This window comes from Kangiella geojedonensis, assembly GCF_000981765.1.
GTDB classification, from domain to species: domain Bacteria; phylum Pseudomonadota; class Gammaproteobacteria; order Enterobacterales; family Kangiellaceae; genus Kangiella; species Kangiella geojedonensis.
This window is the reverse complement of sequence record NZ_CP010975.1, coordinates 225,675-251,745: the sequence shown is the minus strand read 5'-3', so window position 1 is coordinate 251,745 and position 26,071 is coordinate 225,675. Positions and strand designations below refer to the sequence as shown.

General features: G+C 44.1%; 26 protein-coding genes and 1 tRNA gene. 18 read left to right on the top strand and 9 right to left on the bottom strand.

The features are described from left to right. The first annotated feature begins 101 nt into the window (after window positions 1-101). Window positions 102-371: a twin transmembrane helix small protein gene (locus TQ33_RS01200; RefSeq protein ID WP_046560443.1), complete on the top strand. Its 270-nt coding sequence runs from the start codon at window positions 102-104 to the stop codon at window positions 369-371. Next, window positions 355-1,437 carry a DUF3667 domain-containing protein gene (locus TQ33_RS01195; RefSeq protein ID WP_046560442.1) on the top strand — a complete coding sequence of 361 codons (1,083 nt, stop codon included), beginning with the start codon at window positions 355-357 and terminating at the stop codon, window positions 1,435-1,437. The genes TQ33_RS01200 and TQ33_RS01195 overlap by 17 nt, the downstream gene beginning before the upstream one ends. Window positions 1,438-1,472: 35 nt before the next feature. Here the strand turns inward: TQ33_RS01195 and TQ33_RS01190 are convergent, their stop codons facing one another. Continuing rightward, window positions 1,473-2,195: a 3-deoxy-D-manno-octulosonic acid kinase gene (locus TQ33_RS01190; RefSeq protein WP_052735150.1), complete on the bottom strand. Its 723-nt coding sequence runs from the start codon at window positions 2,193-2,195 to the stop codon at window positions 1,473-1,475. 84 nt (window positions 2,196-2,279) lie between these two features. Here TQ33_RS01190 and TQ33_RS01185 point away from each other — a divergent pair, with 84 nt between their 5' ends. Further along, window positions 2,280-3,365 carry a glycosyltransferase family 9 protein gene (locus TQ33_RS01185; protein WP_046560441.1) on the top strand — a complete coding sequence of 362 codons (1,086 nt, stop codon included), beginning with the start codon at window positions 2,280-2,282 and terminating at the stop codon, window positions 3,363-3,365. A gap of 1 nt (window position 3,366) precedes the next feature. Here the strand turns inward: TQ33_RS01185 and TQ33_RS12115 are convergent, their stop codons facing one another. Both TQ33_RS12115 and TQ33_RS01180 read right to left on the bottom strand, forming a co-directional pair. Then, window positions 3,367-3,495, bottom strand: a complete 129-nt coding sequence (locus TQ33_RS12115) for a hypothetical protein (RefSeq protein ID WP_267283366.1) — start codon at window positions 3,493-3,495, stop codon at window positions 3,367-3,369. A 208-nt stretch (window positions 3,496-3,703) separates the two neighbouring features. Further along, on the bottom strand, window positions 3,704-5,299 hold the full coding sequence (locus TQ33_RS01180) for a BamA/TamA family outer membrane protein (RefSeq protein ID WP_046560440.1): 1,596 nt from the start codon (window positions 5,297-5,299) through the stop codon (window positions 3,704-3,706). 164 nt (window positions 5,300-5,463) lie between these two features. Here TQ33_RS01180 and TQ33_RS01175 point away from each other — a divergent pair, with 164 nt between their 5' ends. The 7 genes from TQ33_RS01175 (at window position 5,464) to ilvD (ending at window position 14,361) form a co-directional block, all read left to right on the top strand. Further along, window positions 5,464-6,285 (top strand): UDP-2,3-diacylglucosamine diphosphatase, encoded by an 822-nt coding sequence (locus tag TQ33_RS01175; protein WP_046560439.1) that lies wholly within the window; start codon window positions 5,464-5,466, stop codon window positions 6,283-6,285. Window positions 6,286-6,897: 612 nt separating this feature from the next. Further along, complete coding sequence (gene ilvC / locus TQ33_RS01170; protein WP_046560438.1) at window positions 6,898-7,914, top strand: ketol-acid reductoisomerase; 1,017 nt, start codon at window positions 6,898-6,900, stop codon at window positions 7,912-7,914. A gap of 13 nt (window positions 7,915-7,927) precedes the next feature. Beyond that, window positions 7,928-9,682: an acetolactate synthase 2 catalytic subunit gene (ilvG, locus tag TQ33_RS01165; protein ID WP_046562212.1), complete on the top strand. Its 1,755-nt coding sequence runs from the start codon at window positions 7,928-7,930 to the stop codon at window positions 9,680-9,682. Next, a complete protein-coding gene (gene ilvM, locus TQ33_RS01160; protein ID WP_046560437.1) occupies window positions 9,679-9,945 on the top strand; it encodes an acetolactate synthase 2 small subunit in 267 nt (88 codons plus the stop codon). Before ilvG ends, ilvM begins: the two co-directional genes overlap by 4 nt. Next, window positions 9,938-11,605 carry a citramalate synthase gene (cimA, locus tag TQ33_RS01155; protein ID WP_071841082.1) on the top strand — a complete coding sequence of 556 codons (1,668 nt, stop codon included), beginning with the start codon at window positions 9,938-9,940 and terminating at the stop codon, window positions 11,603-11,605. Before ilvM ends, cimA begins: the two co-directional genes overlap by 8 nt. After that, window positions 11,592-12,542 (top strand): branched-chain amino acid transaminase, encoded by a 951-nt coding sequence (locus TQ33_RS01150; protein WP_046560436.1) that lies wholly within the window; start codon window positions 11,592-11,594, stop codon window positions 12,540-12,542. The genes cimA and TQ33_RS01150 overlap by 14 nt, the downstream gene beginning before the upstream one ends. Continuing rightward, window positions 12,535-14,361: a dihydroxy-acid dehydratase gene (gene ilvD / locus TQ33_RS01145; protein ID WP_046560435.1), complete on the top strand. Its 1,827-nt coding sequence runs from the start codon at window positions 12,535-12,537 to the stop codon at window positions 14,359-14,361. The genes TQ33_RS01150 and ilvD overlap by 8 nt, the downstream gene beginning before the upstream one ends. Window positions 14,362-14,438: 77 nt before the next feature. Here ilvD and TQ33_RS12110 read toward each other — a convergent pair whose 3' ends face one another. The 4 genes from TQ33_RS12110 to tpiA all read right to left on the bottom strand — a co-directional run bounded on the left by TQ33_RS12110 (window position 14,439) and on the right by tpiA (window position 16,332). Beyond that, window positions 14,439-14,567: a hypothetical protein gene (locus tag TQ33_RS12110; protein ID WP_267283365.1), complete on the bottom strand. Its 129-nt coding sequence runs from the start codon at window positions 14,565-14,567 to the stop codon at window positions 14,439-14,441. 431 nt (window positions 14,568-14,998) lie between these two features. Beyond that, window positions 14,999-15,084: transfer RNA gene (locus TQ33_RS01140), tRNA-Leu, on the bottom strand. 11 nt (window positions 15,085-15,095) lie between these two features. After that, window positions 15,096-15,536, bottom strand: a complete 441-nt coding sequence (gene secG / locus TQ33_RS01135; protein WP_046560434.1) for a preprotein translocase subunit SecG — start codon at window positions 15,534-15,536, stop codon at window positions 15,096-15,098. A gap of 28 nt (window positions 15,537-15,564) precedes the next feature. After that, window positions 15,565-16,332, bottom strand: coding sequence for a triose-phosphate isomerase (gene tpiA / locus TQ33_RS01130; protein ID WP_046560433.1), 768 nt, complete (start codon window positions 16,330-16,332; stop codon window positions 15,565-15,567). Between the two features lie 433 nt (window positions 16,333-16,765). On the opposite strand from tpiA, the gene TQ33_RS01125 reads away from it, so the two are divergent. The 8 genes from TQ33_RS01125 to nqrM all read left to right on the top strand — a co-directional run bounded on the left by TQ33_RS01125 (window position 16,766) and on the right by nqrM (window position 24,276). Beyond that, window positions 16,766-18,112: a Na(+)-translocating NADH-quinone reductase subunit A gene (locus tag TQ33_RS01125; protein WP_046560432.1), complete on the top strand. Its 1,347-nt coding sequence runs from the start codon at window positions 16,766-16,768 to the stop codon at window positions 18,110-18,112. A 1-nt stretch (window position 18,113) separates the two neighbouring features. Then, window positions 18,114-19,319, top strand: coding sequence for an NADH:ubiquinone reductase (Na(+)-transporting) subunit B (locus tag TQ33_RS01120; RefSeq protein ID WP_046562210.1), 1,206 nt, complete (start codon window positions 18,114-18,116; stop codon window positions 19,317-19,319). Further along, window positions 19,312-20,073, top strand: coding sequence for a Na(+)-translocating NADH-quinone reductase subunit C (locus TQ33_RS01115; RefSeq protein ID WP_046560431.1), 762 nt, complete (start codon window positions 19,312-19,314; stop codon window positions 20,071-20,073). Before TQ33_RS01120 ends, TQ33_RS01115 begins: the two co-directional genes overlap by 8 nt. Before the next feature lies 1 nt (window position 20,074). Beyond that, entirely contained in the window at window positions 20,075-20,710 is a 636-nt protein-coding gene (locus TQ33_RS01110; protein ID WP_046560430.1) for an NADH:ubiquinone reductase (Na(+)-transporting) subunit D, read from the top strand. Further along, a complete protein-coding gene (gene nqrE, locus TQ33_RS01105) occupies window positions 20,710-21,318 on the top strand; it encodes an NADH:ubiquinone reductase (Na(+)-transporting) subunit E (protein WP_046560429.1) in 609 nt (202 codons plus the stop codon). The genes TQ33_RS01110 and nqrE overlap by 1 nt, the downstream gene beginning before the upstream one ends. 18 nt (window positions 21,319-21,336) lie before the next feature. Beyond that, window positions 21,337-22,563: an NADH:ubiquinone reductase (Na(+)-transporting) subunit F gene (gene nqrF, locus TQ33_RS01100; protein ID WP_046560428.1), complete on the top strand. Its 1,227-nt coding sequence runs from the start codon at window positions 21,337-21,339 to the stop codon at window positions 22,561-22,563. 98 nt (window positions 22,564-22,661) lie between these two features. Further along, window positions 22,662-23,666 (top strand): FAD:protein FMN transferase, encoded by a 1,005-nt coding sequence (locus TQ33_RS01095; RefSeq protein ID WP_046560427.1) that lies wholly within the window; start codon window positions 22,662-22,664, stop codon window positions 23,664-23,666. 388 nt (window positions 23,667-24,054) lie between these two features. Then, entirely contained in the window at window positions 24,055-24,276 is a 222-nt protein-coding gene (gene nqrM, locus TQ33_RS01090; RefSeq protein ID WP_046560426.1) for a (Na+)-NQR maturation NqrM, read from the top strand. A gap of 63 nt (window positions 24,277-24,339) precedes the next feature. Here nqrM and TQ33_RS01085 read toward each other — a convergent pair whose 3' ends face one another. Continuing rightward, window positions 24,340-24,735: a CBS domain-containing protein gene (locus TQ33_RS01085; RefSeq protein WP_046560425.1), complete on the bottom strand. Its 396-nt coding sequence runs from the start codon at window positions 24,733-24,735 to the stop codon at window positions 24,340-24,342. A 126-nt stretch (window positions 24,736-24,861) separates the two neighbouring features. Next, window positions 24,862-25,992 (bottom strand): OmpA family protein, encoded by a 1,131-nt coding sequence (locus TQ33_RS01080; protein ID WP_046560424.1) that lies wholly within the window; start codon window positions 25,990-25,992, stop codon window positions 24,862-24,864. Window positions 25,993-26,071 lie beyond the last annotated feature (79 nt).

Here is a 26,071-nt window from a genome sequence, read left to right as displayed (position 1 = left end):
ATTTCTGCACCTCTATCAATGACTTAAGACTTTAAGGTTCCACTCATCAACTTTTCTCGTATAATGAGCCGAATTAAGACTAAATCGTTGTAGAGCACATTATGTGGGTTAAAGTTGTCATTATTATATTAATGCTGGCTATATTATTCAGCCTTTTTCGTGGTTTATTCTTCCTAAATAAGGGCGGAGAGGAAAATAGTCGAAAAGTCGTTAAAAGCCTCGCTTGGCGGATTGGCCTAAGCTTATTGCTCTTTATCGCAGTGCTCCTACTGGATCACTTTGGGGTGATCAATATGCGTGAGGGTGTATTACCGGTCGATACAAATCCTGAAACCCTTGTAGATGAAGCGCCGGATGAGTCAGACGGATAATACAGAGGTTACAGAAAAACCAACCAAGTATTGCCAGCATTGTGGGCAGAAAACCTTTCGCCCACACCGTAGCGTTCGCGAATTGCTATGGGAGTTCGTCGAAAATTGGTTTGGTTATGACTCCAAAGCCTATAAGACAGCACGCTCCTTGTGCCGTCCAGCAGCGTTAACGCTCGACTATTTCCGTAATTCTCACCACCACAATCATTACGTGACGCCGATACGGCTCTATATCTTTCTATCCATTATCTTTTTCTTGCTCACATCGTTTGGTGGGTTAAATGTCACCGCTCTCGACATCAAAACTCAACCTGCTGATAAAATTGAGGAAGAAATTAACCAAGCGGTACAAGCAAACCCTTTGTTGGATGATGGTGTTTTAGACCAGAGCCCCTCAAGCCAAGAGCCGGAAACCGCCCAAGCGTTGCCCAATACCCCCACTACTGACGCAGAAGCCCAAAATAACGTTTCTGATGGCAACGCACCCCCTGAAGTCAACGATGACTTACTTGAGAACTGTCAAAATCCAGAAGACATGGTCGTCGTTTGGCCAGAGTGGCTCGACAACTATTTTGACGGCAAAGTCGCTGCTCTTTGTGAAGCATACCAAGACATCAATTACCTTCCGCAGTACAAACAAACTCACGCCAAGGCACAATTTTTCTTGAAACTGGCCCAAAGCGCTATTGAGTCATTGCCACAGGCATTTTTATTTACCTTGCCATTGTTAGCTTTAGTATTGAAAGTTCTTTATATACGTCGCAATCACTTATACGTTGAACATCTCGTGCTATTAATCCACTCACACAGTTTCATGTTTGCCGTCATTTTGACTTATCTTGGGTGGCATCAATTGGAGGAAGTGCTTGTGTGGCTCGACTATATTCCTGTTGGCTGGGGATTATTAGTCTGGGCAATTATCTATCTGTACTTATCCATGAAGCGCCTATACAAACAAGGCCACATCTGGACTATCGCCAAATTTATTGTTTTTAGCGTTATTTACATGATGGTATTCGGTTTTATTATGATATTGGCCTTGATGAAGGCAATGATTTCGGTCTAAAAAGCGTTAGCTAGAAATCCTTTCTCAGTGGTTCCTTATCTGCGCTCATTCATAGCGTAACCCTGCATTAACAAGTCCCAGTCAGGGGTTCGCCAATGGAATTGCGGCCACTTCTTGCTTTCTTTTTCTAAAGAACGTTTTAACCGACTCAAATTTGACTCTAGTTGAGAGCCATTGGGCTCAACGAAACGCCCTTTATCAAAATCAATCAACCATAAGTCACCATCAGTATTCATCATGATGTTATGAATGTTGAGATCCGAGTGATAAACCCCCTGATCATGAAACTGTTTGATCAAAGCACCAACGGCAAGCCACTCATTCTCAGTAAGTGCCCGCTCACGGAGAATATGGAACAAGTCTTTTGAATTAGGAATCAGTCGAATAATAATGGATGCACGATAAACCAATCCTTTTTTAGCCACCATCAAAGCAACTGGTTTTGGCACAGGCAGGTTAAGCTTGCGCATTTTCTTAAGCATGACTTGCTCACGATATGCGCGGGTACGGCGAATCCCCAAGAAGAAGTAACTGTCTTCGACCCATTTCGATAACAGGCCACCTCGGTAATATCGTCTTAGGACGTAGCTTTTGCCGTCTTTTTCAAAAAAATACGTGGTGTTGCGTCCTACAGACTGACCGATGATTTCATCATTTTGTTGTAGTTGTTGTGGGTCAAACCAATCCTTAGAAACCCTATCACGGTATTTTTTAATCGCTACAAGGTATCGATTCTTATCAACTTGTTGAATTTTCACGCAAACTCAATCAATGACGCGGTTGGTTTATGACATACTATACATTAAAATCTGGAGTATCCATAACTTTAGTAGGTGTGACTTTTGTTAATCAACCCAGCTGAAAAGCCTCAATCGATCTGCGTTTTACGCCTTTCTGCTATTGGCGACGTATGCCACGCAGTCTCATCAATACAGGCATTACAGCGAACTTATCCCCGAGCAAAAATCACTTGGGTAATTGGCAAAGTCGAAGAAAAGCTGATTGGAGATTTGCCTGGCATCGAGTTTGTGGTCTTTGATAAAAGCTTGGGCTGGAAAGCCTACAAGCGGCTAAAGCGTGACATGAAAGCGCGCCAGTTTGATGTTTTATTACACATGCAACTTGCTCTTCGAGCAAATGTGGCGGCTTTCTTTATTCCCGCGAAAGTCAAAATTGGTTTTGAAAAAGGGCGTAGCAAAGAACTTCACTCGTTATTTGTTAACCAACACATCTCAGACTCTCGGGGTTACCATGTGCTTGACGGCTTTCGAGACTTTGTTCGAGCTGTTGGCGTTGACGATCATTTACCGAGTTGGGATATTCCTATCCCGCATGAAGCAAAAGCGTGGGGCACTAACTTTTTACCCAAGGAGCCTTACGTCGTCATTTCGCCCGCAGCCAGTAAAGCAGAGCGAAATTGGGCAACGGATCGATACGCAGCCATTTCAGATTTCTGCCATCAGTTGGGTTATCAGGTATTGCTCACTGGCGGCCCGACCTCGTTTGAAAAGCAATTATGCGCTGAGATTTCAAAAGCGTCTCGCGCCTATACCATTAACCTCGCGGGTCAAACCGATCTCAAACAACTGCTACTCACATTAAAAAAAGCACAGCTGGTTATTGCTCCAGACTCTGGTCCAGCTCACATGGCCGTGACCCAAAACACACCGGTCATTGGTCTTTATGCTCACAGCAACCCAAAACGTACTGGGCCTTACTTATACCAACGATTTACTGCTGATGCCTACACTGCCATAGCCAGTAAAGAGTTGCAGTGCGAGCCCGAAGGTATTCCCTGGGGTTACCGCTTAAAAGGTGACAACCTAATGCAACACATTACTGTGGAGCAGGTGCAGAAGCTGATTGAGCAAGCTATAGAATTTTATGGGCTTGAACAACCGCTAAGCGAAACTCCTAACAACAGTTAGTTTATACCGCTGCGTACAACACCATACCCACTAAAACGATGGCTACCAACGCTTTGCAAACATCGATAAAGATGCCTTCTGCGTCATAATCATTATCAATTTCAGTGTTGATTTCGCTATTCTGTTTCATGGCTCTTCCCCTGTCGGATTGTAAGTTCTCTGAAGTCACACACTTCCCTTCAGTCCACATCACCATCAAACCCTATTTTTGGTGAAGGGTGTGTTTATAAATGTAAATAGCTGTGTCGTACACTGACAGTAGGATAGGAATTCAATAACTTAGGTGGAATTGATGTCAAAGTATGTCGTCAATCAAATCAGATGTTACCGATATAAAGCTAGAAACTGGCTTTCAAAGTAATGCTTAACTCAACGCCGTCGACAAAATCAGAGTTTAGTGGCGATGCCAAATCAATATTAATCACTTTTCGTCCACTGGAGCGTGCGATGAACAAACGTAACCCAACGCCAGCGCTGACTAAGGTGCCATCCTCTTGATTAACGTAAGGCGTATGACCACTAACGCGCCCCGCATCAATAAATGCGGCGTAACCCACATTGAGTAACTTAAACCAAGTAGTTCCCGGGTAATAACGTTTCTCAAAATTTAATAAAAACCGTTCTTCGCCGTGCTGATATTCTAGCGGATACCCGCGCAAACCCGACTCACCACCAAGCGATATGGGGCGATCGATATACGGATTGTCTGCCCCACGGTAGTGTAATTTGCTGTATAGAATATGCTCTTGATTGAAGTGGTAAAAATGCTCGAACCCCATACCATAATAGGAGGTTACCCCAAGCGCTCTCCCCTGTTGGTCAATACTTTCTCCTTCGGAACTGGCGTTGGCAAAAAAGTGCAGTAAGTGGTCATCATGAGGTTTTGTCACATAGCGTCCGCTCCAAAACCCAACAAGCCCTTTCTCTTTGCCGAGTTCACTGGTGTTATAACCGAGACGTAAACGATGATACCAACCAAACTGTACATCCTCAGTGCGGCCAATCAAATATAAGTTTTTGGTCTGAATAAATTCGTCTTTTTGATACTCTAAGCCCAACCAGACATACTCCAGCCCTCGATCGTAAGGTAAAGCGGAAGTGCCCGCTAGTGGCTCAAAATGATTTTCGTCCTTACTATAACCAAGTGAATAGCGTAGGGAGTGGTCATTAACCAAGCCCCTAGAAAGCCCATAGGAAATGTCATATTGGTCAATGTCTTGCTCAAAGATATTGACGGCCTCGTCATTACTATAAAAGGTATCACGTAGCTTTTGAGAGTTATAAGAAACGCCAGCGGCCCAAGTGTCTTCCAACGTGTAGAAAGGTTTTTTTAAGGTCAACGAGTACTGTTCGCCATCCGAGTTGTTAGATAATGCAACAGCACTCTGGATATGATGCTCAGTAGACACATCTGATGCTAAAACAAGGGTGTAGCCGGAACGATCGTCTTCCTTAAAATACTCTAAGGTAGCACGCAGACCATGTCCCAATAAGTTATCGTCTTCAATGCCATAAGCATACTCAGTCACGCCACCTTCTCTACTCACATCCACCGTTGGCACCAGCGTCCACGTTTCCCAAGTCTCGACGGTGACATCGATGCCCTGCCCATCTTCGGCCTCGACCCAGCTGACCTTAGCGCCCCTCAAAAAACCTTGTCGTCTTAAAATACGTCCCGCCTCTTTCAACAACCGCTGGTGTACGGTGTCGCCTTGTTTGAACGGTAACAGTCTTTTTATGACATAAGGTTTGGTGTCGATATGAAGCTCGTCTGCGGTTTCATAGATCCAACCTGTACGCTCTTCTTCGCTAAAAATAGGGTGGATGACGACTTTAATGTCGTTAATGCGGTATCCCTGTTGCTTGTTTATTTTTTCCTTGCCGGCTGCTACTGCACAACAAAGTAATAATAGTATTCCGATAGCTCGACGCATAGGTTCCTTATCGTTATTGTTCGATTACATCATAATGTATATTGTTTATTTTCCCAAATAACCGTCACATAGTCCTGCAGTTACATCTAAATGTAGGATCTCGGTCACATAACAGTCATATTAGCTTGTTAAAGTTACCACAACTCACTGATGAGGTAAGACAAATGACCCTGCCGTCTACCCATAAGAATAAAACACACTTTCGCACCATCTGGATCTCAGACACACACCTAGGAAGCAAAGGCTGTCAGGCAAAACTTCTTCTCGAATTTCTAAAACATATTGAATCCGATAAGCTCTACCTTGTCGGTGATATTATTGATTGCTGGCGCTTAAAGAACCGCTGGTATTGGCCACAAGAACACAATGATGTGGTACAAAAAATCCTGCGTAAAGCGCGCAAAGGGTGCGATGTGATATTTATCCCTGGCAACCACGATTCTTTAATTCGTGACTTTGCCACCATGTCACTGGGCAGTGTTAAAATACTAGAAGACGATATGCATATCACCGCGAAAGGCAAACGACTGCTGGTGCTGCATGGTGATATTTTCGATAACGTCATGCGCTTTACTCCGTGGTTAGCCACTATCGGTGATCACCTCTATGAGTTTCTGCTAAAACTCAACCGCCCTATTAATAAGTTTCGCCAGAAATTCGGCAAAGGGTATTGGTCGCTGTCTGCGCACCTTAAAATGAAAGTGAAAAACGCGGTCAGTTACATTTCTCAGTTTGAGGAGATTGCTTCTGAACACGCCAAGAAGCAGCAAGCCGATGGTATCGTTTGTGGGCACATCCATCATGCTGAAATGCGGGAGTTTCACGGCATTCAGTATTATAACGATGGTGACTGGGTCGAGAGCTGCACAGCACTTGCAGAAGATTTCGAAGGCAACCTGACGATATTAAACTGGCATGAGTTACGGCAACACTATATTCCTCAGGAAGTCACGAAGTTAGCAGTTACTCACGACACAAGCCTTTAGAACTTTTGGTTATGACAGCTTATCTGACCAGATCAAAAATATCTAAAATATATTTGCAAAGGTCAAAGACTGTGTTAACCTCGATTCAAATGCTGAACGTAACGATGAATATTCGGTTGCGCTTAGCATAAAATTAACGAACATTTGGAACCTAACGTAAGATACTTTTATGTTGAAACAAGCCCTTAACATGCTCTCGGTGAGCTTCATTGTGATTAACGTGATTGTGGTGATTTTATTACCGCAACGAGGGCGCGTGTGAGTTAAGAAACACAACGAATAACGAAGCCCTCGAACTGAAAAGTCCGGGGGCTTTTTTTTGATTAACTTAAAGTACATTTAACAGATTGGAGGTAAGACGCAAACTCAAAAGCAGCGAAGCATAAATAAGTGCAGCAATTTTGAGTAGCTTCTTTAGATTATGAACTTACTAAACTCAATCATTATCGTCGTCTTAATTATTGTGGTGATTTTATTACCGCAACGGGGGCGTTATTGAGCTAAGAATTATCAACTAACAACCGCAGCCCCCGCACTGAAAAGTCCGGGGGCTTTTTTTTACTCAAACTTTTATTAACGCTTTATCACGACACATTAACTATTGGAGATATTATGAAAGTAACATACGACACAGACATCAACACGGACTCGCTAAAAAACAAGAAGCTGGTAGTTTTAGGCTATGGTTCGCAAGGTTATGCGCATTCCAATAACCTCAAAGACAGTGGCTTCGACGTTACCGTAGCTCTACGCAAAGGTTCTTCGACTTTCGAAAAATTGAAGCGAAGCAATATGCCTGGCGCTGAGCTTGAGGAAGCAATAAAAGATGCAGACTTGGTGATGATGTTACTGCCGGATGAAAACCAACCGGAAGTTTATACCCAGTACCTAGAGCCACATCTAAAGCCGGGAGCCAGCTTGGGATTCGCCCATGGCTTCAATATCCACTTCGACCAAATCTCCCCTCGTGAAGACATCAACGTTTTTATGGTTGCGCCCAAAGGTCCGGGCCACACAGTACGCTCGACTTACACAGAAGGAAGTGGCGTCCCTTGCTTGGTTGCTGTTCATCAAGACGTTACCGGTAATACCAAAGAATTAGCCTATGCCTATGCCAGTGCTATTGGTGGTGGTCGTGCAGGTGTGATCGAAACCAGTTTTAAAGAAGAAACCGAAACAGACTTGTTTGGCGAGCAAGCCGTCCTCTGTGGTGGCACGGCGGCACTGGTTCAAGCCGGATTTGAAACCTTAGTTGAAGCCGGTTACTCGCCAGAGATGGCCTACTTCGAATGTTTGCATGAGTTAAAACTGATCGTCGATTTAATGTACGAAGGCGGCATCAACACCATGCGTTACTCCATTTCTAATACCGCAGAGTATGGCGATCTAACACGCGGCAACCGCTTAGTGACGGATGAAACGAAAGCATCCATGAAGGCCATTTTGTCGGAAATCCAAAGTGGACAATTCGCCAAAGAGTACGTCGACGATTGTCGTAACGATTACCAAACGTTGCATAAATTACGCCACTCTCACTCAGAACACGAGATTGAAGTTGTCGGTGCAAAGCTGCGCGGCATGATGCCTTGGATCAAGAAAAAACCCTTGGTTGATCAAACCATCAACTAAAACAGGTGAACTTATGCGTGGTGCAGACTATTTAATAAAGACCTTAAAAGATCATCAAGTTGACACGGTATTTGGCTATCCCGGTGGCGCCATCATGCCGGTGTACGATGCTTTGCTCGGCAGCGGTGTAAAACATGTGTTATGTCGTCATGAGCAAGGCGCCGTATTTGCCGCCGATGGTTATGCTCGCTCTAGTGGCAGACTGGGCGTGTGTATTGCCACTTCAGGACCAGGGGCAACTAACCTGATCACTGGTATTGCTAATGCTCATATGGACTCGGTGCCGCTTCTAGCGATCACCGGACAAGTCGCTTCTAACCTGATTGGCACCGATGCTTTTCAGGAAATCGATACTTATGGTATGTCGCTATCAGTTGTAAAACACAGCTACCTGGTGACTCATATTGAGGAATTGCCTCGTATGCTGAACGAGGCAATCCAGTTGGCTCAAAGCGGTCGTCCAGGCCCCGTTCTGATTGATATCGCTAAAGATGTTCAAATGGCTCCAATGCCCGCGACAACCTTAGCTTTTTGTGATGATTTGCGACCAAATGCACTGTCAGCCACTTCGCAACAATCAGGCGGAGAGTCTTTACAGCTGGCTACTGAGTTATTGTCAACCAGTAGAAAGCCCTTGGTTTACGCGGGGGGTGGCGTTGGCTTAGCTAAAGCTTCAGAGCTACTGACATCTTTTGTTGATCAGTTCAAAGTACCTACTGTCACTACGCTAAAAGGTATTGGGGCGTTGCCAAGCACCCACGTATATAACCTGGGTATGCTTGGAATGCACGGTACCAAAGCCGCTAACATAGCGGTACAAGAATGTGATCTATTGTTAGTAGCAGGCGCTCGTCTTGATGATCGCGCAACAGGCGACTTAAAGCAGTTTGCACCACACGCCAAAGTCATTCATATCGATTGCGATCGCGCAGAGATCAGCAAGCTACGCCTTGCCGACCTTAGTCTGATCGGCGATATGAATAGCATACTGACCGAACTCATGACCTCATTAAGCAATCGTTTCAAGCACCAAATGGCTCATGAGTGGCGCTATCGTTGTCTGCACAATAAAAAAGAGCTGGGGTTCCGCTACGACGCTCCATTTAGCGGTATTTACGCCCCCGCATTATTAAAAAAGTTATCGGATCGTTGTTTGCAACAACAAGCGATTGTTACTTGTGATGTCGGTCAGCATCAGATGTGGGTTGCACAACATATGCAGTTCAACGCCAGTAGTCAGCACCTGAGTAGCGGTGGTTTAGGCGCCATGGGCTATGGCTTGCCTGCAGCACTAGGGGCCAAGTTTGCTCACCCTGATCACACCGTTATTACAGTCTCTGGCGACGGCTCTATCATGATGAACATTCAAGAACTCGCCACGCTGAAACGTTACGGTATCGCGGTGAAGATTTTGCTTCTCGACAACCAACGACTGGGCATGGTTCGTCAATGGCAAAACCTATTCTTCGAACAACGGTTTAGTGAAGTCGATCTTTCTGACAACCCTGACTTTGTTGAGATTGCCCATGCCTTTGGCGTCCGCAGCCATAGCATCAATCAATCATCACAAGTTGATTCTGCTCTTGATGAATTTTTAGCAAGCGACGAGAGCTATTTGCTACACGTGTCTATCGATCCGGATGATAACGTCTGGCCGCTTGTACCACCTGGCAAAAGTAACTCGGATTACATCGAAAACAACCCTAATAAAACTAAGGCGGCTCCAGATAGTAGCCAGCACAAACGACCTGAGGAGGCCACACAATGAGTACCAGCACTTTTAAAATTATCGTTCGACAATCAGCAGGCAGTTTAGAACGTATTCTGCGCTTGGTTCGTCATCGTGGTTTTAACGTTAATTACTGCTTGGCACGCGAAGAGTGTTTAGAAAATGGCATGAGCGTCACCCTACAGTTAAGTAGCGAACGTTCTGCCGACAACCTTTATCACCAATTACATAAATTAGTTGATGTGGTGGAAGTTCATCATACCAAACCATCTCGACTGAGGAGTTGTTTAGGCAATGAGTAAGCAATTATTTCTTTACGACACCACTTTAAGAGATGGCGCCCAATACAAAGGGATCAGTTTTTCGTTGCAAGATAAATTAAAAATCACGCAACTGCTGGATGATTTTGGCATGGATTATATTGAAGGAGGCTGGCCGGGTTCCAACCCAAAAGACGAGGCCTATTTTCGCCATGCAAAAAATTTAGGTTTGCAGCACGCCAAACTGGTGGCGTTCGGTGCGACCCGAAAGCCTTTAACAACTGTCGAACAAGATGCACAAATACAGTCCTTATTGAGTGCAAATACTCCTGTAGTGGCTCTAGTCAGTAAATTTTGGCAGTATCATGTTGAAACCGTTTTGCGTACTGACCTAAAAGAAAATTTAAGCATGATTTTCGACAGCGTGGCCTTCTTTAAGTCGCATAATCGTGAAGTGGTTTTAGACGCGGAACATTTTTTTGATGGCTTTAAAGACAGTCCAGACTACGCCTATCAATGTCTTGAAGCTGCTATCGAAGCGGGAGTTGATAATGTCACGCTATGCGACACGAATGGTGGCACCATGCCTAGCGACATCACTTCGATAGTGTCGAAAGTTCACGCTAAATTCCCACAGCTTTCCTTGGGTATCCACTGCCATAACGATTGTGAATTAGCGGTCGCAAATAGCCTTGCTTCAATCAAGTCGGGTGTTACCTTGATCCAGGGCACTGTTAATGGTTATGGCGAACGTTGCGGTAATGCTAACTTGATATCACTTCTTGGAACGTTACTTTTGAAGCCTACGTTTAATCAGGCGTATGCCGTTAATTCAAACGTAAAGGCTTCACATTTGTCCACGCTATCAAAGCAAGTGGCAGACGTTGCCAACATGCCGCTTAAGGCTGACGCTGCATATGTTGGTAACAATGCCTTTAGCCATAAAGGAGGGATACACGTCGCCGCTATTGCGAAAGCCAGTAAAACCTATGAGCACATTGACCCTGCGCTCGTCGGTAATCAACGCGACATTACGATTTCTGAATTATCAGGAAAGTCCAATGTACAACTGCAAGCTAAAAAGCTGGGGTTGGATGTATCGCGAAACTTTGACCAAGTTCTCGAAAGCATTAAGTCTCTAGAAAAAAATGGCCTGACCTTGGAAAACGCGCCTGGCTCGTTTGAAATGTTAGTACGTAAACAGGATGAGTCTTACCAGCCACACTTCACTGTGCTTAATATTCAGAGCAATGTGAATGATCTGAATATATCCTCTCCGCATAATTCGGAACTGTGCACAGCAACCGTTAAGGTGCGCGTAAAAAATAAGTTTGCACATGTGGTTGAAGAGGCATCAGGCCCTGTAGACGCTTTGAATTTGGCGCTAAAAAAGGCCCTCACCAGTTTTTTTCCGCAGGTCAGAGATATGCAACTGACTGACTATAAGGTCTCCATCTTAGATCCTGAGAAAGCCTCCGCAGCAACCACACGGGTATGGCTTCAGTCAGGGTATAAGCAAGAACGCTGGGCGACCATCGGTTGTTCAGACAACATCCTTAAAGCTAGCGCACAGGCTTTAATCGACAGCTATCAATTATTTTTAATTAAATTTAGCGATTTTACTGAGGGCAAACAAACAACAGTCCCGAAGCACCACTCATTAAATTTTCACCACGAGGTTTCACACAATGGCAACGCTTAATCCACCCAAATACATTTGGTTCAATGGCGAGACAATACCTTGGCAAGACGCGCAAGTTCATGTACTGACTCATGCTCTCCACTATGGTTCATCGGTTTTTGAAGGCATCCGCTGCTACGAAACCAGTAAAGTGCCTGCTTTCTTCAGACTTCGTGAGCATATAGAGCGCTTATATCTTTCAGCTAAAATTTATCGCATGAGTATTCCCTATTCTTTTAATGAATTACTCTCGGCCTGCCATGAAGTCGTTAGCAAGAATAATTTGCGTAATGCTTATCTTCGTCCTGTCGCTTTTTTTGGTTATGGCTCCATCGGCGTTAACCCTAGCCAGAACCCCGTTGAAGTCTCGATTGCATCGTTTCCATGGGACTCATACCTTGGCAATGACTCAATCGAAAATGGCGTAGACGTGTGTATATCGTCCTGGAATCGTGTGGCGCCGAATACCATTCCAGCGGCGGCTAAGGCTGGAGGCAACTACTTGTCTTCGCAACTTATTGTCGAAGAAGCGACCCGCAAAGGCTACGTGGAAGGCATTGCGCTAGATGTTAACGGCTATATCTCCGAAGGCTCTGGCGAGAATGTGTTTGTGGTAAAAAACAATACTTTGTATACGCCACCTTTTACCGCCTCAATTTTGCCGGGTATCACACGCGACACCATCATCCAACTGGCTCGTCAAATGGGCTACGATGTGCTTGAGCAGAACATGACACGCGAAGCACTTTACCTTGCGGATGAAGCCTTTATGACTGGAACTGCGGCGGAAGTTGTGCCGATAAAAAGTGTTGATGATCTGCCGGTTGGTTCAGGTTCTCGCGGTCCAATCACGGAGAAATTACAGCAAGCGTTTTTTGGTCTGTTTAAGGGTACTACGCCTGATGAACAAGGTTGGTTGGAAAGGGTCCATGCTGTTGAGGAAAAAAGTCATGCCTGATTACCGCTCGAAAACATCGACCCATGGCCGAAATATGGCTGGGGCTCGTGCCCTATGGCGCGCAACCGGCGTCAAGGATAATGATTTTGGCAAGCCGATCATCGCTGTCTGTAATTCATTTACTCAGTTTGTACCGGGGCATGTCCACTTAAAAGACATGGGACAATTAGTAGCACGTGAAATTGAAAAAGCCGGTGGTATTGCTAAAGAGTTTAATACCATTGCCGTTGATGATGGCATCGCCATGGGGCATGACGGTATGCTGTATTCGCTACCATCGCGCGAAATCATTGCGGACTCTGTGGAGTATATGGCTAATGCTCACTGCGCCGATGCTCTGGTGTGCATTTCTAACTGTGACAAGATCACCCCTGGCATGTTACTAGCGGCAATGCGCCTTAACATACCTGCGATCTTTGTTTCTGGCGGGCCGATGGAAGCTGGCAAAACCAAACTGTCAGATCAATTAATCAAGCTCGATTTAGTGGACGCTATGGTTGCTGCCGCAGACGATTCAATAAGCGACGAGGAGAGTGAACAAGTTGAACGCAGCGCTTGCCCAACTTGTGGCTCATGCTCAGGAATGTTTACTGCAAACTCCATGAACTGCCTCACCGAAGCACTCGGACTTGCTTTACCAGGTAATGGCTCGCTACTCGCAACACACTCGGCGCGTGAGCAGCTGTTTTTGAAAGCTGGCCGCCAGATCGTTGAGTTATGCAAAAGCTACTACCAAGGCAATGATACATCAGTACTTCCGCGTAACATTGCTAATCGAAAATCGTTTTTGAACGCCATGAGTTTGGATATTGCCATGGGCGGTTCAACCAACACCGTATTGCACCTTCTTGCGGCAGCATACGAAGGCGACATTGATTTTTCCATGCAAGATATTGATCGCTTATCACGACAAGTTCCTAACTTATGCAAAGTAGCACCAGCAACAAAGGATTATCATATGGAGGACGTACATCGTGCTGGCGGCGTTATGGCTATTTTAGGCGAACTCAAACGAGGCAACTTACTAAACCTTAATCAACCGACGGTACTACAAAAATCGCTTGGTAAGGTAATTGATGAATGGGATGTCATGACGACAAACAAAGACTCGATCAAAAAACTGTATCGAGCTGGGCCTGCCGGTATTCCAACTCAACAAGCCTTCAGTCAGAGCTGCCTTTACGACTCGCTAGATACCGACCGTGAAGGTGGCTGTGTTCGTAATATTGACAATGCTTACAGCAAAGACGGCGGGCTTGCTGTGCTCTATGGCAACCTTGCACCTAACGGTAGCATCATTAAAACTGCCGCCGTTCCGAATCGGCTATTAACCTTTACAGGGCGAGCTCGTGTGTTTGAAAGCCAAGACAGTGCCGTTGAAGCTATCTTAAGTAACACCATAGAAAAAGGTGATGCTGTCATTATTCGCTACGAAGGACCGTCAGGTGGCCCTGGGATGCAAGAAATGTTGTACCCAACGAGCTATCTAAAATCAAAAGGTCTAGACCAAGATTGTGCGCTAATTACCGACGGACGTTTTTCAGGTGGCACCTCTGGTTTATCGATTGGTCATGTGTCTCCAGAAGCGGCTAGCGAAGGAATGATCGGCCTAGTTGAAGACGGTGACACTATTCACATCGATATTCCAAACCGTTTGCTCGAACTAAAGGTTGAGCAACAAGAGCTTGATTGTCGTCGACAGAAACAATCTGAGAAAGGCTGGCAACCCAAGTCACGTAACAGGCGTTTGTCTACGTCCTTAAGAGTCTATGCTAAGCATGCCTTGAGTGCCGACAAAGGCGCTGTGCGAATTGTTTAATTTTACTTCATAGATGAGTATGGCTGATAAATGTTTGCACCCACTTATCAGCCATCATTACATTAACTTAAGTTGGCTTAACTAAACGCAGCGTAACCTACGACACCTAATAAAAGCACCACAATTAAACCTCGACATACATCAAGAAAAATTTCTTCAGCATCACGTCCTTTCCGAATTTTTCTTGGCTCTATAACGTTTTTCATACCTAACTCCTCAAGACAAATATCAAGAAGAAGTCAACGCACAGTCAGCTGGCTTCCCTTAAAGGAGCATCTATTATACCTCATTACAAAACTTCACAAATAAATGGTTTTCCCTAATGCGATAGACTGTTCAATTTTACTATTTATTTTGAAAACTTATCCATTAGTGCACTAACTTTGTAAAATTTGCGAACAAATTTTCGCTATTTCTTGTAAATTTTCTAAACAGTTTTTTGCTTGTTGTTTAGAATCACTTTCGTCTTTAAATATTCCTTTCAGACTTAAATAAATCTCTACCGATAATTAGCTGGAAAAACGTTCGACAGTGCACACTTTCTAGTGCACTGTAAAACCGTAGAATAAGACATGTATGAATTATAATTTTTAGAATAAAAAAAGGCCGTTACAACGTAACGGCCTTTTTGATGTTTTGGTGCTCAGAGCGGGACTTGAACCCGCACGGCCTACGGCCACTACCCCCTCAAGATAGCGTGTCTACCAATTCCACCACCTGAGCTAAAAAATTACTTACTGATTATCGCCGTCTTTTTTTGCTTTTTCTGCATCTTCAGCGGCAGCATCAATTGACTCTGGGATAACTTCAGTCGTAGTTTCTTCTGAAGGGATTTCAGTACTGATTTCTTCATTAGTCTCAGCTGGGATTTCAGCAGACTGCACCGAAGTTCCTGATTCTTCAGTTTGAGCAGCATCATCCAGTAAACTCGACTGAGTTGCTTTATCGCTTGAGTTAACAGCACCGATAGCTAAAGCAATTGCGAAAAATACAATTGCTAGAATTGTCGTTGATCGAGTCAAGAAGTTACCTGAACCCGGTGCACCAAACAACGTATTAGAGGCGCCAGAACCGAAAGAGGCTCCCATCTCTGCACCTTTACCTTGTTGGATCAATATAATACCAATCAATAGTAGTGCTACTACTAACAGACTGATCATTAAAAATAATTCCATACTCTTAACCTGCTCGTCTTATCTGCTGTTAACCAGCAATTTTGCAAATTGCTATAAATTCATCGGCTTTCAGGGATGCGCCCCCGATTAAGCCACCATCAATGTCTTTCTGCGCCAGTAGTTCTCCAGCATTTGCAGCCTTCATACTACCGCCATATAAAATCTGAACTTTTTCCGCAACGCTTTGATTCATTGTTGAAAGGTAGCGTCTTATCTCAGCGTGCGTTTCTTGCGCTTGCTCAGGACTTGCGGTTACGCCTGTGCCGATGGCCCATACGGGTTCGTAAGCGATAACACCTTGTCCTAACTTTTCTAAACCCGTTGTTTTATCTTGATAAAAGTCTAAAACGGCGTCGATTTGGCCCTTAACTACTTCCATAGTGGTGCCATTTTCGCGTTGTTCAAGGGTTTCACCAACACATAAAACCGGTACCAGACCTTTTTCTAGGGCTTTAGCAAACTTTTCAGCCACTAAGGCATTCGATTCATTATACAGGCTACGACGCTCTGAGTGACCAACTAACACATAGTTCGCCCCCAAATCTTTCAGCATATCGCCACTAATTTCCCCGGTGAAAGCCCCTTGCTCTTGTTCAGATAGGTTTTGTCCACCGACTGAAATCTTGCTGTCTTGAGCCAACTGAATCGTTTTGTCGATATATAAGGATGGTGGGCAAACCAAAACATCGCTTTGCCAATTACTATCTAATTGACGCTTAATACCGTTAACTAAGCTCTCAATGGACGCTAAGTTACCGTGCATCTTCCAATTTCCTGCGATCAAGGTTTTACGCACATCACACCTCTTTATATATGACTGTTGAGCTTAATATTGTCGCCTCTCACCCATTACTGAAAATAATCACTAAGTAAAGAAGAAGCTTCGGACAATAAGAAACCCGCCTTTTTCTCAAAAGGGCGCAAATATTAACCGAGCCTTGGCTTTAACACAAGCATTGATGCTTAAGAATTAAGGATTTTCAGTTCAATCATGGGTTTTATCCCAAAAACCATGGATCTTACCGTGTTGATCCAAGTATAATACGCGCCGTTTGAGGTCATTGAACAATTTTTGACCTTAATGTTGAGCGATTGTAATGAAAATAGACCATAAAACAATAGATTAGACTGGTTACAGGTGACTGTACACCAGGTTTTTTGTTTTTGGTCAGTTCAGACGTTGCAATTATTGAAGTGACAACCATCAGGTAATAGTTAAGTAGCGACCTATGATTAAGATTAAAAAAGGCCTGGATCTTCCATTAGATGGAAAGCCAGAGCAAACAATCTCAACTGGTGCTACGGTCAAAACCGTCGCCATCTTAGGCGAAGATTATGTTGGCATGAAACCCACCATGCATGTGCAAGTTGGGGATCAGGTAAAAAAAGGCCAGATCATCTTCGAAGACAAGAAAACTCCCGGGGTAAAATATACAGCTCCTGCTTCAGGCACCATTTCCGCGGTTAACCGCGGGGCAAAGCGTAAACTGCTTTCCGTTGTGGTCGAGATTGCAGATCAAGAAGAAGCGGTATCTTTTAATAAATATTCAGCGGATCAGTTAACCAATCTAGACCGTCAGGCCATTGTTGATCAAATGGTTGAGTCTGGCATGTGGACTGGTTTGCGTACTCGCCCTTACTCCAAAGTTCCAGCCATTGATTCTACCGCTAAGACTATCGTGATTAGCGCCATGGACACTAACCCGTTAGCGGGCGATCCTGAGGTAGCCATTAAAGAATACAATGCTGACTTTAATCACGGGCTAGATATCCTTGCACAGCTAGCGGGTGAGAAAGTTTTTGTAGCGACTAAGGGAGGCTCTCAAATAGAAAAGTCTACCAACGCTAAAGTCAGCTATGAGTCATTCTCAGGCCCACACCCAGCAGGCCTTGTCGGTACTCACATCCATCATTTAAGCCCAGCGTCATCTGACAATGTGGTTTGGCACATGGGGTATCAGGATGTTATCGCGCTTGGTCGCTTGTTTACTGATGGTGAGCTTTTTGTTGAGCGTATCATTGCATTAACGGGCGAAGAAGTTAAAAACCCTCGCTTAGTACGCACACGTCTAGGTGCTAATGTCGATGAGTTGTTAAACAATGAAGTTAACGACAACGACAACCGCCAAATCTCAGGGTCAGTATTGAATGGTGTTAACGCTGTTGAGTCACGAGCCTTTGTCGGTCGTTACCACAATCAAATTACTGTTATCCCAGAAGGCCGTGAGAAAGAGTTCTTCGGTTGGGCAATGCCAGGAAGCAACAAGTTCTCTGTAACTCGCGCTTTCCTAGGGCATATATTCCCAAGCAAAAAATTCAAAATGAACACGTCTACTGGCGGTTCGCCACGAGCCATTATGCCGATCGGTAACTATGAACGTGTTCTTCCACTAGACATCTTACCAACACAGCTTATTCGTGCTCTGGTCAGTGGCGACACTGATACTGCACAAGCGCTTGGCTGTCTAGAATTAGATGAAGAAGATTTAGCATTGTGTACCTTCGTTTGCCCAGGCAAATACGAGCATGGCTCAATTCTCCGCGAAAATCTGACTAAGATTGAGAAGGATGGCTAAGATGGGTTTAAAGAATTTTATTGAGAAAATAGAGCCGCATTTTGAAAAAGGCGGCAAGTGGGAAAAGTGGTACGCACTTTACGAAGCGGCGGCGACTATTTTCTACACGCCGGGTCACGTCACTAAGGGCGCGACTCACGTAAGAGATAATATCGACTTAAAACGTATTATGATCATGGTGTGGTTCGCTACTTTCCCTGCCATGTTCTGGGGTATGTGGAACGTCGGTTACCAAGCACAAGCAGCGCTTCAGGCAGGCATGAGCCTACCCGATATGTGGCAGGTTGACTTTTTCCAGTTCTTTGGAGGAGTTATAACGCCTGAGACGGGTATTTTTGGCCTGATGTTCTATGGTGCATGTTTCTTTATTCCTATTTACGCCGTGACCTTTATTGTCGGTGGTTTCTGGGAAGTCTTATTTGCTACAGTGCGTGGTCATGAGATCAACGAAGGGTTCTTCGTCACTTCGATCCTTTTCGCTTTGATCCTGCCGGCCAAAATTCCATTGTGGCAAGTGGCTATCGGTATTTCTTTCGGTGTGGTTGTCGCAAAAGAAATCTTCGGTGGTACTGGTAAGAACTTCATGAACCCAGCACTAGCAGGCCGTGCCTTCCTATTCTTCGCTTACCCAGCAGACATCTCAGGTGAAACCGTTTGGGCTGCGGTCGATAGTTTCTCTGGTGCAACGCCTCTAGCTGCAGCGGCAGCAGGCTCTATCACTGATTACAGCATCAATACTAACTGGTGGGACGCATTCATGGGTCGTATTCCAGGTTCTATTGGTGAAGTTTCAACCCTAATGATCATCATCGGTGGTTTGTTCATCATCTATATGCGAATCGCCTCATGGCGCATCGTACTGGGTGTTCTATTAGGCATGATCGCAACCAGCTATATCTTGAACGGTATTGGTAGCGAATCGAATGCAATGTTTGCGATGCCTTGGTACTGGCACCTAGTCACAGGTGGCTTCGCCTTCGGTATGTTCTTCATGGCAACCGACCCAGTGTCAGCCGCATTGACCAATAAAGGTAAGTGGATCTTTGGTGCCCTTATCGGCTTTATGGCTGTAATGATTCGTGTGGTCAACCCAGCATTCCCAGAGGGAATGATGCTAGCAATTCTATTCGCTAACTTGTTTGCACCGCTTATTGACCACTTCGTGGTACAAGCGAACATCAAACGGAGGACTCGTCGTAATGTCTAAGAAAGAAAGTCCTATCAAAACGATTGTTGTTGCAGTTGTCTTGAGCTTAGTTTGCTCGGTTGTAGTCTCTTTTGCTGCAATTCAGCTGAAACCGCAACAGGAGCTTAATAAGGAGCTCGACCGCAAGCGTAACATCTTGATTGCGGCAGGTTTACTTGAGCAAGGTGGCACTCAGTCTGAGATTGATGAGCTGTTCAAACAAGTCGAGACTAAAGTGGTTGATTTATCCACTGGTGAGTTCGTCGAGCCACCAAAAGACTTTAATCAGCGTAAGTTTGCTAAAGACCCTGAAACCAATAAGGTGTTAGAAGGTAAAGAAGATGTTGCTAGCATTAAAAAGCGCTCTACGTTAGCTAACGTTTACTTAGTTCGTGATGGCCAAACTTTAGAAACTATCATTCTGCCAGTACACGGCTATGGCCTATGGTCAACCATGTACGGCTTCTTGGCATTAAAACCTGACACCACAACAGTGGTAGGTTTTAAATACTACGAGCATGGTGAAACAGCTGGTTTGGGTGGTGAGATCGAGAACCCAACATGGCGCGCAATCTGGCCCGGCAAAGAAGTTCTAAACGAGCAAGGCGAACCAGTGATTAAGTTAGTCAAAGGTTCTGCTCAAAACGAACACCAAGTTGATGGCCTTTCAGGCGCAACACTAACCAGTAACGGTGTTGAAAACACCCTTGTTTATTGGTTGGGCGAGGATGGCTTTGGCCCATTCTTAGAACGAGTAAGAGCGGGAGAAATTTAAGATGGCATTTGATAAACAAGAAGCCAAATCGGTCTTATTTTCACCGATTTTCAATAATAACCCGATTGCTCTACAGGTACTGGGTATCTGTTCAGCACTTGCGGTTACCAGTAAGCTGGAAACAGCTTTGGTGATGAGCTTAGCTCTTACCACGGTTGTTGCGCTATCGAACATGCTGATCAGTATGATTCGTAAGCAGATTCCTTCTAGCATCCGTATTATTGTACAAATGACCATTATTGCGTCGTTGGTAATCTTGGTTGACCAAGTTCTGAAGGCTTATGCTTATGAAGTTTCTAAGCAACTTTCGGTTTTCGTCGGCCTTATCATTACCAACTGTATCGTGATGGGTCGTGCCGAAGCTTATGCCATGAAGAATGGACCTTTTATGAGCTTCCTTGACGGTTTAGGTAACGGTCTGGGTTACTCGGTTCTGTTGATTGTCGTCGGTATTATCCGTGAGCTATTCGGCTCAGGTGAGCTACTTGGCTATACAATCTTGCCTACTACTGCAAATGGCGGTTGGTACGAGACAAACGGTATGTTGGTTCTTCCAGCAAGTTCATTCTTTATTATTGGTTTCCTAATCTGGGCATTACGTGCTTGGAAAAAAGACCAAGTGGAGGATAAAGAATAATGGAACATTATTTATCATTATTTATTCGCTCTGTTTTCGTCGAAAACATGGCATTAGCATTCCTTCTGGGAATGTGTACTTTCTTAGCGGTATCCAAGAAAGTTCAAACATCGATTGGTCTGGGTATTGCGGTTATCATCGTACAAACCATTACCGTTCCAGTGAACAATTTGTTAGTTCACTATTTATTAGCAGACGGTGCTTTGGCATGGGCAGGTTTCCCAGAAGCCGACCTAAGCTTCTTAGGCTTGATTGTCTATATCGGTGTTATTGCTGCCTTGGTACAAATATTAGAGATGACTCTCGATAAGTTCTTCCCTGCTTTGTATCAATCACTGGGTATTTTCTTGCCACTGATTACCGTTAACTGCGCCATCATGGGTGGCTCGCTATTCATGGTAGAGCGTGATTACAACTTCCCTGAGTCGGTGGTCTTTGGCCTAGGTTCAGGTTTTGGTTGGGCGCTAGCAATCGCTGCATTGGCTGGTATTCGTGAGAAAATGAAGTATTCCGACGTTCCTGATGGTCTTCGTGGTTTAGGTATTACCTTCATCACAGTCGGACTGATGGCTATCGGTTTCATGTCGTTCTCTGGTATCAAATTGTAATTTATAAGGAAACAACTAATGACTGAGATTATTCTAGGCGTTGCCTTATTTACCGTAGTGATTCTTGCGCTTGTGATGATTATTCTATTTGCTCGCAAGCAACTAGTAGCTACTGGTGACGTTACAATTAACATCAACGATGACGCTGATAAGTCAATTACCACTGAAGCTGGCGGTAAGCTTTTAGGAGCACTAGCCAATAACGGTATCTTCGTATCATCAGCCTGTGGTGGTGGTGGTACTTGTGGTCAGTGTATCTGTAAAGTGACCGATGGTGGTGGCTCTATTCTTCCAACTGAAGAAGGCCACATCACTAAACGTGAAGCGGCTGAAGGCTATCGTTTATCATGTCAGGTTGCTGTAAAACAAGACATGAAAATTGAAGTGCCGGAAGAAGTATTTGGTACTAAAAAGTGGGACTGCGAAGTTATTTCTAACGATAACAAAGCAACGTTTATTAAAGAACTTGTTTTACGTATCCCTGATGGTGAAAGCGTGCCATTTCGTGCCGGTGGTTACATTCAAATCGAGTGTCCTCCATACAAACTGAAGTACAGTGAGTTTGATATTCCAGAAGAGTATCGTCCTGACTGGGAGCAATTTAAGCTGTTTGACGTAGAAGCTGAGTCAAAAGAGGAAGTGATTCGCGCTTACTCAATGGCAAACTACCCAGAAGAAGAAGGCATTATTATGTTGAACGTGCGTATCGCTACGCCGCCACCGCGTGATATGTCACTTCCTGCTGGTAAAATGTCGTCGTATATCTGGAACCTTAAAGAAGGTGATAAAGTCACTATTTCTGGTCCTTACGGTGAGTTCTACGCTAAAGACACTAACGCAGAAATGGTCTTCATCGGTGGTGGTGCTGGCATGGCTCCAATGCGCTCTCACATCTTTGACCAACTACGTCGTATCAAAACTGACCGTAAAATGACATTCTGGTATGGCGCTCGAAGCAAGCGAGAAATGTTCTATGAAGAAGATTTCGACATGCTTGCTCGTGAAAATGACAACTTTGATTGGCACGTTGCTTTATCAGATCCGCTTCCAGAAGATAATTGGGAAGGTTATACAGGTTTTATTCATAACGTATTGTATGAAAACTACCTGAAAGACCACCCTGCTCCGGAAGATTGTGAGTTCTACATGTGTGGACCTCCGATGATGAACGCAGCTTGTATTAAGATGCTTGAAGATCTTGGCGTTGAACCCGAGAACATCCTTCTCGATGACTTTGGTGGCTAATCAAAGCTAACTCTTCTAAAATAGGCGACCTTAAGGGTCGCCTTTTTTGTATCCCAATTTTTATTAGTTGCTTGGTCCAATATTATAGGTTCGTCTTTATGCGTTTGTTTACACTAGTCATACTACTATCCCTTTGCTTATCATGTGCTGAAGAAGCTCAATATAGTAAAATTACCGGCAATACCATGGGCACCACTTATAGCGTCATAGTAAAGCCTGGCGACGCTTCTCCCCAAGAGATATACCAAGACATTGAAGACGAGTTAAAAGATATTAATCAACTGATGTCGACTTATATCCCCGATAGTGAAATCAACCGCTTCAATAAACTTCAAGACGGCTCCTGCTATAGGTTTTCAAGTAAAACGTGGGAAGTGCTGTTAGCCGCAAGAAACATATACGAAGAAACCCGTGGTGCTTTTGATATCACCCTAGGGCCATTAATTTCTCGCTGGGGTTTCAACGCTGAAGAATATGAAGAGAAGGTGCCAAGCCCTGAGGAAGTATCACAACTCATGACTGAAGTCGGTACTGACAAATTAACCTACGATATCCATAATCAGTGCATCCAAAAGGAGCACCCCGGCATTACAATCAATCTTTCTGCTATTGCTAAGGGGTATGGCGTTGACCGAGTGGCCAATATCGTCGAGCAACATGGTGTCGAAGATTACCTGGTTGAAATTGGTGGCGAAACTAAAACCAAAGGAAAGAATCCTAGCGGTTCTGTGTGGCGAGTTGCTGTAGAAAAGCCTGTTAGTATTAGTCAGCAAAAAATGCTCGTGGTAGGCCTTAAAGATAGCTCAATAGCCACGTCTGGGGACTACCGTAATTACTTTGAGATCGATGGTCAACGGTTTTCTCATACCATTGACCCTAACACCGGTTATCCAGTCACTCATAACCTCACCTCAGTCTCTGTGATACACCCACAGAATATGTATGCTGATGCTTATGCTACGGCTTTAACCGTCATGGGAGCGGAAGCCGCCCTATCCTTTGCTAAGACTCATCAACTTGCTGTTTTTCTTATCAGCCAGGATGGTAGTGAGCTGTCGACCCAACAAACAAAAGAGTTTCAACAGGTCACTTTAGACAATTAGATAGGCCATAACCCAGCCTTATAGTCGTAGGCTTTTTTATAGATAGGCACCTGTATATAACAAATTACATAACTTTCACACTTGAAGTTCACTACTATTATTTGCAGTGATAGAGTGCAACTGATTAGCATTGCCTGAAGAATCATACCCCCTAATCATCCCTTTATCGAAACATACTTCATTAAGGTAATACATTACTAAAACAGCAAGTCACACACGCTCCAACCAAATCATTACAAGCAATTGATTTACATGAGAATTTATAGAAATTAGTTAAATTTTGCCGTTTTGAGGAAAGCTTTGGTTGATTTATAGCCTGTTAACACAGTAGATACCTGTGATAAAATAAGGGCCATAAAATCAGTTTTAATAGAGTAAATCCAACACGATGAACAGCACATTTTTATTAGCTTTTGCATTATTTATAGCAGTCATTATCATTATGGCGATTGGCTATATTTTCCAGCAAAAACGTATCAGCGGAAGCTGTGGCGGTTTGGATGCTCTTGGTATTGAGAAAGCTTGCGACTGTGACAAGCCTTGTGCCAAAAAACGTGCTCGCTTAAGAAATAATGAGCACAGGTTGGATGTTAGTATCATCGAAGAGTAGTTCTAGCTACTCTTCTCACGATTCTTTTTTACGCAGTTTATGCATTACCGCTTCTCTAGCACTCTAAGAGAAGTGTTGAAAGGCCTTAAGTATACTTTGTCTAGAAATCATCCCTACTAACTGGCTTTTTTCGACCACGGGGTACATGCGACAGTTATCCTGTAAGTATTTTTCGGCTACATCAGCAATACTATCATCAGGATGAACTGTTCTAACGTCCTTACTCATTCGATCCATGACCCTATCGCCCAAGTCTCCATGATATATAGCACTCAATACCGTGTGCAAGCAGTCCTTCTCCGAGAGAAAACCCACTAAGCGATTGTGGTCATCAAGTACCGGAGCGCCTGTTAGACGATATTCCATCATAGTTTGAGCGGCCTCAACCACATCGGTTTCAGGCTTTAAAGTAATCATGGCCGAAGTCATATAGTCCCGCACAGTGACTGATTTTAGCATTGGCAACACTCCTGTTATTTAGTGGCATTTTATTTTTAGCTTTCTTTGATAGTAGCTTATTTGCCTAAAAAAACAAAGCCCGGCAAGAGCCGGGCTTTGTCACATAATAATTAAAAATAATTATTATTACTTCATCGTTTCAGCGTGAGCTTCTGCACGACGGTTAAGTGCACGACCTTCAGAAGTCGAGTTGTCAGCGATTGGACGCTCTTCACCATAACCCACAGAACTTAAACGAGACTCACTGATACCAAAGTTGTTGATCAAGTAGTCTTTTACCGCATTAGCACGACGCTCAGATAGGCCTTGGTTGTACTGGTTAGAACCAGTGCTATCCGTGTGACCTTGAATCTGCGCATTTACGCTTGGGTATTGACGTAAGAACTCAGCAACTTTCGCAATTTCAGAAACCATTTCTGGTTTGATTTGGTACTTGTCAACGTCAAAGTTCAAACGCATATCAACAACAACTTCTTCTTTAGGCTCAATCTTACAGCCTTTCTCGTCAACTTTTGCACCAGCTTCAGTACCAGGACATGCATCTTTATAGTCAGCAACACCGTCGCCATCACTATCAAGAGCACAACCATAAGCATCAACTGCTGCGCCAGCTGGAGTACCTGGACAACGATCGTTAGCATCTAAAACACCATCGCCATCTGAGTCTTTAGCTTCTTTCTTTGGCTCTACTTTTGGTGCAGCACCTGAACGAACGGTATCACCAAAGAATAAACCAACATTAAAATATAGCATTTTGTCATCGCCACGCTCGCCCGAATCCATGAAGTCATAACCTAAGCGCATGAAAACGTCGTCGTTTGCAAAGTGCTGAATACCTAAACCGACTTTATAGAACTCGTCTTCAAAGTCTGGATGATATACACCATATTTGTCGTCATGTTGACCATAACCGACTTTCAAGAAAGGATGTGTAGCTGCGCTACCCAACCAGCTAGTATCGTTATATAAAACGTCTAAGCTATACGTAATAATGTCCGTACGATTACCAGAAGCTCTGTTAAAGGCATCATCTGTGTAAGCATACTGTCCTTCGATTTGCCAGTTCTTATTAAAAGCCCAACCTAAACCAAAGTTCCCGCCAAGTCGGTCATTTGTCAATCGCGAAGAATCTAGTTCTAAGTTATGCATACCAGCATAAGCATAAAAACCGTAACGATCTTTCACTTCACCTTCGTCTGCAAATGCTGTTGAGCCTAAAGCCAACATACATGCTGCTGCGATTAGTTTCTTTTTCATAATTTTGCCCTCTTCCTTTTTTCCTGTGTTTAAAGAGTAAAGCCATTATACATGAAACAATAACTTACACTGCAAAATA

Bases quoted from the DNA above. Each gene is read 5' to 3' on its own strand.
- nqrF (WP_046560428.1), top strand. From the start codon at position 21,337: ATGACTGAGATTATTCTAGGCGTTGCCTTATTTACCGTAGTGATTCTT.
- TQ33_RS01110 (WP_046560430.1), top strand. From the start codon at position 20,075: ATGGCATTTGATAAACAAGAAGCCAAATCGGTCTTATTTTCACCGATT.
- TQ33_RS01085 (WP_046560425.1), bottom strand. From the start codon at position 24,735: ATGCTAAAATCAGTCACTGTGCGGGACTATATGACTTCGGCCATGATT.
- nqrE (WP_046560429.1), top strand. From the start codon at position 20,710: ATGGAACATTATTTATCATTATTTATTCGCTCTGTTTTCGTCGAAAAC.
- TQ33_RS01150 (WP_046560436.1), top strand. From the start codon at position 11,592: ATGGCAACGCTTAATCCACCCAAATACATTTGGTTCAATGGCGAGACA.
- ilvM (WP_046560437.1), top strand. From the start codon at position 9,679: ATGAGTACCAGCACTTTTAAAATTATCGTTCGACAATCAGCAGGCAGT.
- TQ33_RS01175 (WP_046560439.1), top strand. From the start codon at position 5,464: ATGACCCTGCCGTCTACCCATAAGAATAAAACACACTTTCGCACCATC.
- TQ33_RS01115 (WP_046560431.1), top strand. From the start codon at position 19,312: ATGTCTAAGAAAGAAAGTCCTATCAAAACGATTGTTGTTGCAGTTGTC.
- ilvG (WP_046562212.1), top strand. From the start codon at position 7,928: ATGCGTGGTGCAGACTATTTAATAAAGACCTTAAAAGATCATCAAGTT.
- TQ33_RS12115 (WP_267283366.1), bottom strand. From the start codon at position 3,495: ATGAAACAGAATAGCGAAATCAACACTGAAATTGATAATGATTATGAC.
- secG (WP_046560434.1), bottom strand. From the start codon at position 15,536: ATGGAATTATTTTTAATGATCAGTCTGTTAGTAGTAGCACTACTATTG.
- cimA (WP_071841082.1), top strand. From the start codon at position 9,938: ATGAGTAAGCAATTATTTCTTTACGACACCACTTTAAGAGATGGCGCC.
- TQ33_RS01080 (WP_046560424.1), bottom strand. From the start codon at position 25,992: ATGAAAAAGAAACTAATCGCAGCAGCATGTATGTTGGCTTTAGGCTCA.
- TQ33_RS01180 (WP_046560440.1), bottom strand. From the start codon at position 5,299: ATGCGTCGAGCTATCGGAATACTATTATTACTTTGTTGTGCAGTAGCA.
- TQ33_RS12110 (WP_267283365.1), bottom strand. From the start codon at position 14,567: ATGAAAAACGTTATAGAGCCAAGAAAAATTCGGAAAGGACGTGATGCT.
- ilvC (WP_046560438.1), top strand. From the start codon at position 6,898: ATGAAAGTAACATACGACACAGACATCAACACGGACTCGCTAAAAAAC.
- nqrM (WP_046560426.1), top strand. From the start codon at position 24,055: ATGAACAGCACATTTTTATTAGCTTTTGCATTATTTATAGCAGTCATT.
- TQ33_RS01120 (WP_046562210.1), top strand. From the start codon at position 18,114: ATGGGTTTAAAGAATTTTATTGAGAAAATAGAGCCGCATTTTGAAAAA.
- ilvD (WP_046560435.1), top strand. From the start codon at position 12,535: ATGCCTGATTACCGCTCGAAAACATCGACCCATGGCCGAAATATGGCT.
- TQ33_RS01095 (WP_046560427.1), top strand. From the start codon at position 22,662: ATGCGTTTGTTTACACTAGTCATACTACTATCCCTTTGCTTATCATGT.
- TQ33_RS01200 (WP_046560443.1), top strand. From the start codon at position 102: ATGTGGGTTAAAGTTGTCATTATTATATTAATGCTGGCTATATTATTC.
- TQ33_RS01125 (WP_046560432.1), top strand. From the start codon at position 16,766: ATGATTAAGATTAAAAAAGGCCTGGATCTTCCATTAGATGGAAAGCCA.
- TQ33_RS01195 (WP_046560442.1), top strand. From the start codon at position 355: ATGAGTCAGACGGATAATACAGAGGTTACAGAAAAACCAACCAAGTAT.